The sequence below is a fragment of the Flagellimonas olearia genome, assembly GCF_009184425.1.
GTDB lineage: Bacteria > Bacteroidota > Bacteroidia > Flavobacteriales > Flavobacteriaceae > Flagellimonas > Flagellimonas olearia.
Genome location: NZ_WELG01000238.1, coordinates 1 through 301, shown reverse-complemented (window position 1 = coordinate 301; position 301 = coordinate 1). Strand labels below are relative to the sequence as shown.

At 36.9% G+C, this 301-nt stretch carries 1 protein-coding gene; it reads right to left on the bottom strand.

Going from position 1 to position 301, the window contains the following annotated elements; all coding sequences use genetic code 11:
* On the bottom strand, positions 1 to 301 hold a 301-nt coding region (locus F8C76_RS20155), incomplete at both ends, for a biopolymer transporter ExbD (RefSeq protein ID WP_152132992.1).

Below are 301 nucleotides of genomic sequence, written 5' to 3'. Positions count from 1 at the left end.
ACTAACCCTAGTATCTTTATCGTATTTCTTAGAAAGCAAGTTAAAAGTATCCGGGAAGGAGTTGTATTCATAGGTTTGACTATCTATATAGATTTTTGCGTCTTTATCCATGCGGATCTCTATCATTTTATCTTGAGTGGCTCTAGCAGTTTTTGAGCCAGAAGGCAAAGCAATCTCTTCTTTATAGGTAAGAGTGGGTGTTGTTACCATAAGAATGGCCAATAAAACAAGCATCACATCCACTAAGGGCGTGATATTGAGTTCTGGTTTGTCCTCATCCCAATAGTTATCATAATTCATA